The following is a 6,275-nucleotide window of genomic DNA, read 5'->3' as shown; positions in this document are numbered from 1 at the left end:
GGAAGGCCCCCTCCGATGACCGACTCCCCCCTCCCCCCGATCGCCGAGGACGGGCTGCGCGCAGAGCTCGACCGGGTCCGCACCGAGGTCGGCCGAGCCGTCGTCGGACAGGACGGCGCGGTCTCCGGCCTCCTCATCGCCCTCCTCGCCGGCGGGCACGTCCTGCTCGAGGGCGTCCCCGGAGTCGCCAAGACGCTCCTCGTGCGCGCCCTGTCGCTCTCGCTCGGGCTCGACACCCGCCGCGTGCAGTTCACCCCGGACCTCATGCCCGGCGACATCACCGGCTCGCTCGTCTACGACGCGTCCACCTCGGGCTTCTCGTTCCGGGAGGGACCGGTCTTCACGAACCTGCTGCTCGCGGACGAGATCAACCGCACCCCGCCCAAGACCCAGGCCGCGCTGCTCGAGGCGATGGAGGAGCGGCAGGTCAGCGTCGACGGGCGCACCCTCGCCCTCCCGGATCCGTTCCTCGTGGCCGCCACGCAGAACCCGGTGGAGTACGAGGGCACCTACGCGCTGCCGGAGGCGCAGCTGGACCGCTTCCTCCTCAAGCTCGTGCTCGAGATCCCGCCGCGCGACGTCGAGGTCGAGGTGCTGTCGCGCCACGCCGCCGGCTTCGACCCGCGCGACCTCCGGGCCGCCGGGGTGCACCCGGTCCTCGACGCGGGCCGGCTCCGCGCCGCTCAGGACTCCGTCCGCCGCGTCGGAGCCGGAGCCGACGTCCTCGGCTACATCGTCGACATCGCCCGCGCCACCCGCGAGAGCCCGAGCGTGAAGCTCGGCGCGAGTCCCCGCGGCGCGACGGCCCTGCTGGCCGCCTCGCGGGCGTGGGCCTGGCTGAACGGCTACGGCTCGATCACTCCTGACCACGTCCAGGCGATGGTCCTGCCCGTCCTCCGCCATCGACTCCAGCTCCAGCCCGAGGCGGAGCTCGAGGGCGTCCGGACGGAGGCCGTCCTCGGCGGCGTCCTGCAGCAGGTCCGCGTCCCGGTCTGACCCGTGCACCTCTCCGGACGCTCCGTCCTCGTCCTCCTCGTCGGCCTCGTCCCCGTCGTCCTGCTCGGCGGGCGGGCGCCGGTCGCCTTCGCCGTGCTCGCGCTCTGGCTGCTCGTCTGGGCCGTCCTCGTCGGCGTCGACCTGGCGGTCGCCGGTTCGCCGCGCGCCGTCCGCCTCGAGCGCGTCGTGCCCGATCGCGTCCGTCTCGGCGAGCGCGCGGAGGCGGAGCTGCTGATCACCAGCACCGGGCGCCGCCGCCTCCGCGGAGTCGTCCGCGACGCGTGGGAGCCGTCGGCGGGGGCGGTGCGCACCCGCTCGCCGCTGGACCTCGCATCCGGAGAGCGCAGAGCGGTCAGGACGGTGCTGGAGCCGCGCCGACGCGGCGAGCGGCACGCCCTCCACGTGACGATCCGGTCGGACGGGCCCCTGGGGCTCGCCGGACGGCAGGCGACGCGGTCGGCGCCCGCGACCGTGCGGGTGCTCCCGCCGTTCCGCTCCCGCCGGCATCTGCCCTCCCGGCTCGCCCGTCTGCGCGAGCTGGAGGGCCGCACGAGCGTCATGATCCGAGGTCAGGGCACCGAGTTCGACAGCCTCCGGGAGTACGTCCGCGGCGACGACGTGCGCTCGCTCGACTGGCGGGCGACGGCGAGGCGCCGGGAGCCCGTCGTGCGCACCTGGCGCCCGGAGCGGGACCGACGCGTGGTCGTCGTCCTCGACACCGGCCGCACCTCCGCCGCCCGCATCGCCGACGAGCCCCGCCTGGACACGGCGATCGAGGCGGCCCTGCTGCTCTCGGCGCTCGCCGCGAGCGCGGGCGACCGGATCGACGTGCTCGCCTTCGACCGCGCCCGGCGCGCCCGCGTCCACAGCGCCTCCGGGAGCGAGGTCCTCGGCCGGGTCGTCGACGCCCTGGCCCCGGTGCAGCCGCAGCTCGTCGAGACCGACTGGTCGGCCGTGCCCGCGCAGGTGCGCGCCCTCGTCCCGCAGCGCTCCCTGGTCGTCCTGCTCACGGCCCTCGACTCGGTCGGCGCCGCAGAGGGGCTCCTGGCGGTGCTCCCCCAGCTCACCCGCACGCACACGGTCGTCGTGGCGTGCGCCCTGGATCCCGAGCTCGTCGAGATGGCCGCCGACCGCAGCGATCGCGCCGCCGTCTACACCGCGGCCGCCGCGGAGCGCTCGCTCGGCGACGCGGACCGGCTGGCGGCGGCCGTGCGCCGGCTCGGCGGCGACGTCGTCCTCGGGACCCCCGAGAAGCTGCCGCCGGCCCTCGCCGACCGCTACATCGCCCTCAAGGCGGCCGGCCGGCTCTGATCAGGCGTCGGCGATGCTGCGGGAGCCCCGCGCGAACCGGTCGAGGTCGCCGGTCTCCCCGGCCCGGGCGGCCCGGCCGCCGAGCACGATCATGTAGGCGAGGAATGCGAGCAGCGCCGCCGACCCGATGCCGATCTTCACGAACCAGGGCCAGGGCGCCGGCGTGACGAAGCCCTCGATGATCCCGGCGACGAACAGCACGAACACGAGCCCGATCGCCACGGTGAACAGGCTCCGCGCGTCCTCCGCGAGCGCCTGGCCCCGGGTGCGCGCTCCCGGCGCGATCCAGGCCCAGAAGATCCGCAGCCCCGCCGCAGCGGCCACGAACACGGCCGTCAGCTCCAGCTGGCCGTGCGGGGCGATGTAGAGGAAGAACGTGTCGCCCTCGCCGTAGTGGAACATCACGGCGATCGAGGTGCCGAGGTTCTGCGCGTTCTGCAGCAGGATGTACGGCACGTAGACGCCGACGATGCCGAAGGCGACGCACTGCGCCGCGATCCAGGCGTTGTTGGTCCAGACCTGGCCGGCGAAGGACGCCGCCGGGTTCTCGGAGTAGTAGTCGACGAAGTCCTCCTGGGCGAAGCGCCGCAGCTGCTCGTCGTCGCCGAGCGAGGCGAGCAGGCGGGCGTCGCCCAGGATCCACACCGCGAAGAGCGTCGCGACGAGCGCGGTGGCCAGGGCGACGGCGAGCGTGAGCCAGCGGAGGCGGTGCAGCGCTGCGGGGAGCGTCACGACGGCGAACCGCGCGATCGCCGCGAGCGGCTCCTCCCCCGTGCCGGTGAGCCGACCGCGCGCCCGCGACAGCGAGACGGCGAGCCGGGCGCCGACGGCGGTCGATCCCGCCGTCGAGGCGATCGCGGCCAGATCGGCGGAGGCGGACTGGTAGCGCTCGACGAGCTCGTCCGCCTCGTCGCCGGTGAGCCGGCGCTTGCGCGAGAGCTCGTCCAGGCGGCGCCACTGCGCGTCGCGCGCGGCCGAGAGAGCGTCGATGTCCATCTGTTTAGATGATAGCCATGGGCATCGATCGGCTGGACGGGGGCGAGGACGACGGTCTGATCACGGGCGAGGCGATCGCCCTCGAGGTCCCCGTGACCTCCTTCGTCCTCCGGGCCTGCGGGGCGGTCATCGATCTCGTCGCCGAGATCCTCCTGGCCCTCGCGCTGTTCTACCTGGTCTCCGTCCTCGCCGGAGGGGACGGCCTCGACCCGTCCGCCGCGGCGGCCGTCGGCCTCGCCGCTCTCGTCACCTCCCTCGTGCTCGTCCCGGTCGCCGTCGAGACGGCGACGCGCGGTCGCTCCCTCGGGAAGCTCGCGGTCGGAGCCCGGATCGTGCGGGACGACGGCGGAGCGATCTCCTTCCGGCACGCGCTGGTGCGCGGGATGACCGCGGTCCTCGAGATCGTGATGACGGCCGGCGGACTCGCCGCGGTCGTCGGACTCCTGTCCCGCCGCTCCCGGCGGCTCGGCGACGTGCTCGCCGGGACGCACAGCCAGCTCGAGCGCGTCCCGTCGGTCGTGGCGCTGCGCGCCGAGGTGCCGGAGCCGCTGCTCGGCTGGGCGGCCACCGCCGATGTCGCACGGCTCCCGGACGCGCTGGCCCGCCGCCTCGCGCAGTTCCTGCGCAACCGCACCGGGATGACCGAGCCCTCCCGATCGCAGCTGGCCGCGTCGCTCGCGCTCGAGGTCTCGGCCCGGGTGTCGCCGGTGCCCGCCGCACCGGCGGAGGACTTCCTCCTGGCCGTCTCGGCCCTGCGCCGGGTGCGCGAGGAGCGCGCCCTGCGGCTCGCGGCCGACCGCCTCGACCGGCTCGCGCCGGTCCTGGCCGGCGCGCCGCGCGGATTCCCCGACCGCTCGGGTCAGTCCTCGGCCGACGGCTCCCGGTAGCGGATCGTCGTCCAGCCCTGCGGCACCGAGAGCCGGGCGTCGTGCGCCTCGCAGAGGTCGTAGCCGTGCGGGTCGGGCGCGGGGCTCAACGGCCCGACGGCGACGACCGAGTCGCGGTAGTCGTAGGTCAGGGTGACGGCGGCCGGAGCCCGGCAGCCGGTCCGCGAGCACTGCCGTCCGGTCATCGCGCCCACAGTAGCAATAGGCTGGGGGCATGCCCCGTGCTCGTCGCTCCACCGCTCGTCAGGCGGCATCGGTGCGGGGCGGCTCGAGGGACAGGCACGGCCGCGGCATCCGCGGCCCCGTCACCGGACCCCATCTGCCCCTGCTGCAGACCCGCACCGACTTCTTCGAGATGACGGTCGGATCCGCCATCGACTACCTCCGCGGCGCGTGGCCGGAGGACCTCGCGGGCATCCGCGTCGACGTCGCGGCGACTCCGGACGTCGATCCTGCGCGACTGCGGGCCACGGGCATCGCCCGCTGGCGGGTGGACCACGCCGAGCGCCGCATCACGCTCTACCGGGTACCGATCCAGCGCCTCGCCAAGCTGCACCGTCGCGACGAGTTCCACGAGCGGATGCTCATCGAGAGCCACGTGTTCCGCGCGGTCGCCGAGCTCCTCGGCCGCGACCCGTGGGACATCTCCCCGGACCGCTTCCGCCACCTCTGACGCCCGGGGCGCCGCCGCTCAGTGCGAGTAGACCGTGATCGGCGACGAGAGCGGACCGGGCGGGACGATCGGGTAGGCCGCGATGCGCCCGTCGCTCGCGATCGACACCGAAGCCTGCACCGGCTGGTCGCTCGTGACGACGAGCGAGTCGGCGCCGGGGTCGACGGTCGCGGAGGCGAAGGGGCCGATCTCGACGGTGCGCGAGCCCGAGGCGGAGTCGAGCACCACGGAGGCGGTCGTGTCGCTGCCGTTCGCGAGGTGCAGCCGGGCCCCGGGCTCGCCGGTGCTCGCCACGCCGAACGGCGTCGAGGTCGACGTGCCGGAGGCGAACCAGGCGTAGTCGGTGCCGGCCGAGCCGGTCGACGTCGTCCGGCCCGCCGCGACGACGGGCTCGTCGGAGGTGAGCGTGATGCGGTAGGAGCCCTCGGCGAGTCCCGGCAGCGGGACCTCGCCGACCCGGCCGGCCGGCACGACGACCTGGGTCGACGTCCCCGCGCCGCTCGGGTCCTCGTTCGCGACCTCGATCGAGACGGTGCTGTCGGCCTCGCCGGGCGCCAGGATCCTCAGCACGGGGCTGCCCGCTCCGCCCGTGCCGTCGTCGCTGGACGTCTCGGCGGGAGGGGTCGAGATCCGGTAGCCGGAGACGACGGTCAGGGTCGACGGGGCCGCCGACGGAGCGGTCGTCTCGACGCCCACGGGGGTGAGGCCGGCGATGGCGGTGCTCTGGAGGCTCGCCGCGATCTCGCCGCCGCGGGCGGTCATCCGCACGACCGGCTGGACGACGTCGGGCGCGAGGCCCGCGAGGGGCAGCGCTCGGACGGTCCCGGGCGGCACGACGATGCCCGTCGACCCGGTGGCGGCGATCGGCCCGTTCTCGCCGTACAGCGAGAGATCGACGGTGGCGGCCACCTCGCTCGCATTCGCGAGGACGAGGACGGAGGTCGAGCCGACGTCCGTCGAGCCGCCGACGATCCAGCTGTCGGCCGAGGGCTCGGCGCACCCCAGCGCGCTCAGACCGGAGACGGTCTCGGTCGCGATCGACTGCGTCGTCGCGCCTCCCGGAGTCGGGTCGGCACCGGCGGGCACGACCAGGCGCGGGATCCCGCTGCCCGGCGCGGCCACGTCCGGCTCGTCCAGGACGGCGGAGTCGGTCGCGACGCCGTCCGGCCAGACGGCCGAGCGCGAGCCCTCGAGGGCGCGGAGCTCCTCCGGGTCGGTCGCGTCGAGGAGGTCTCCCCCGCAGACGAGAGCGCTGTCGGCGGCGACGGGGGTGACGGAGACGCCCTCCGCGGCGCGGGTCGCCTCGGGGAGCGGGAGCAGCTGGGGCAGGACGACCGCGGTGGCGGCGAGCACGACCCCGACGGCCCCGACCGCGGTGCGCAGCGTGTTGCGGCGGCGGCGGGCGGCGGAGG

The 6,275-nt window shown here is 75.4% G+C and carries 7 protein-coding genes; 4 read left to right on the top strand and 3 right to left on the bottom strand.

Annotated features, from left to right (window positions below):
• Positions 1-15: 15 nt before the first annotated feature.
• Together NB037_RS18170 and NB037_RS18165 are read left to right on the top strand one after the other, a co-directional pair.
• The gene (locus NB037_RS18170) at positions 16-996 is read left to right on the top strand and encodes an AAA family ATPase (protein ID WP_251948290.1); all 981 of its coding nucleotides are present in this window, start codon (positions 16-18) and stop codon (positions 994-996) included.
• A gap of 3 nt (positions 997-999) precedes the next feature.
• On the top strand, positions 1,000-2,307 hold the full coding sequence (locus tag NB037_RS18165) for a DUF58 domain-containing protein (protein ID WP_251948288.1): 1,308 nt from the start codon (positions 1,000-1,002) through the stop codon (positions 2,305-2,307).
• On the opposite strand, the gene NB037_RS18160 is transcribed toward NB037_RS18165, so the two are convergent.
• Positions 2,308-3,303, bottom strand: a complete 996-nt coding sequence (locus NB037_RS18160) for a stage II sporulation protein M (RefSeq protein ID WP_251948286.1) — start codon at positions 3,301-3,303, stop codon at positions 2,308-2,310.
• 17 nt (positions 3,304-3,320) lie between these two features.
• On the opposite strand from NB037_RS18160, the gene NB037_RS18155 reads away from it, so the two are divergent.
• Positions 3,321-4,190: an RDD family protein gene (locus tag NB037_RS18155; RefSeq protein ID WP_251948284.1), complete on the top strand. Its 870-nt coding sequence runs from the start codon at positions 3,321-3,323 to the stop codon at positions 4,188-4,190.
• Here the strand turns inward: NB037_RS18155 and NB037_RS18150 are convergent.
• Entirely contained in the window at positions 4,163-4,375 is a 213-nt protein-coding gene (locus tag NB037_RS18150; RefSeq protein WP_251948282.1) for a DUF3499 family protein, read from the bottom strand. The genes NB037_RS18155 and NB037_RS18150 overlap by 28 nt on opposite strands.
• 29 nt (positions 4,376-4,404) lie before the next feature.
• Here NB037_RS18150 and NB037_RS18145 point away from each other — a divergent pair, with 29 nt between their 5' ends.
• Positions 4,405-4,863, top strand: coding sequence for a metallopeptidase family protein (locus NB037_RS18145; protein WP_251948280.1), 459 nt, complete (start codon positions 4,405-4,407; stop codon positions 4,861-4,863).
• A gap of 18 nt (positions 4,864-4,881) precedes the next feature.
• On the opposite strand, the gene NB037_RS18140 is transcribed toward NB037_RS18145, so the two are convergent.
• Positions 4,882-6,275 (bottom strand): DUF5719 family protein (locus NB037_RS18140; RefSeq protein ID WP_251948278.1); only part of this gene is annotated, 1,394 nt, incomplete at its 5' end.

It is taken from the genome of Rathayibacter rubneri (genome assembly GCF_023743255.1).
GTDB lineage: Bacteria > Actinomycetota > Actinomycetes > Actinomycetales > Microbacteriaceae > Rathayibacter > Rathayibacter rubneri.
The sequence above is the reverse complement of the archived record's forward strand: the minus strand, read 5'-3'. Positions and strand labels throughout refer to the sequence as shown.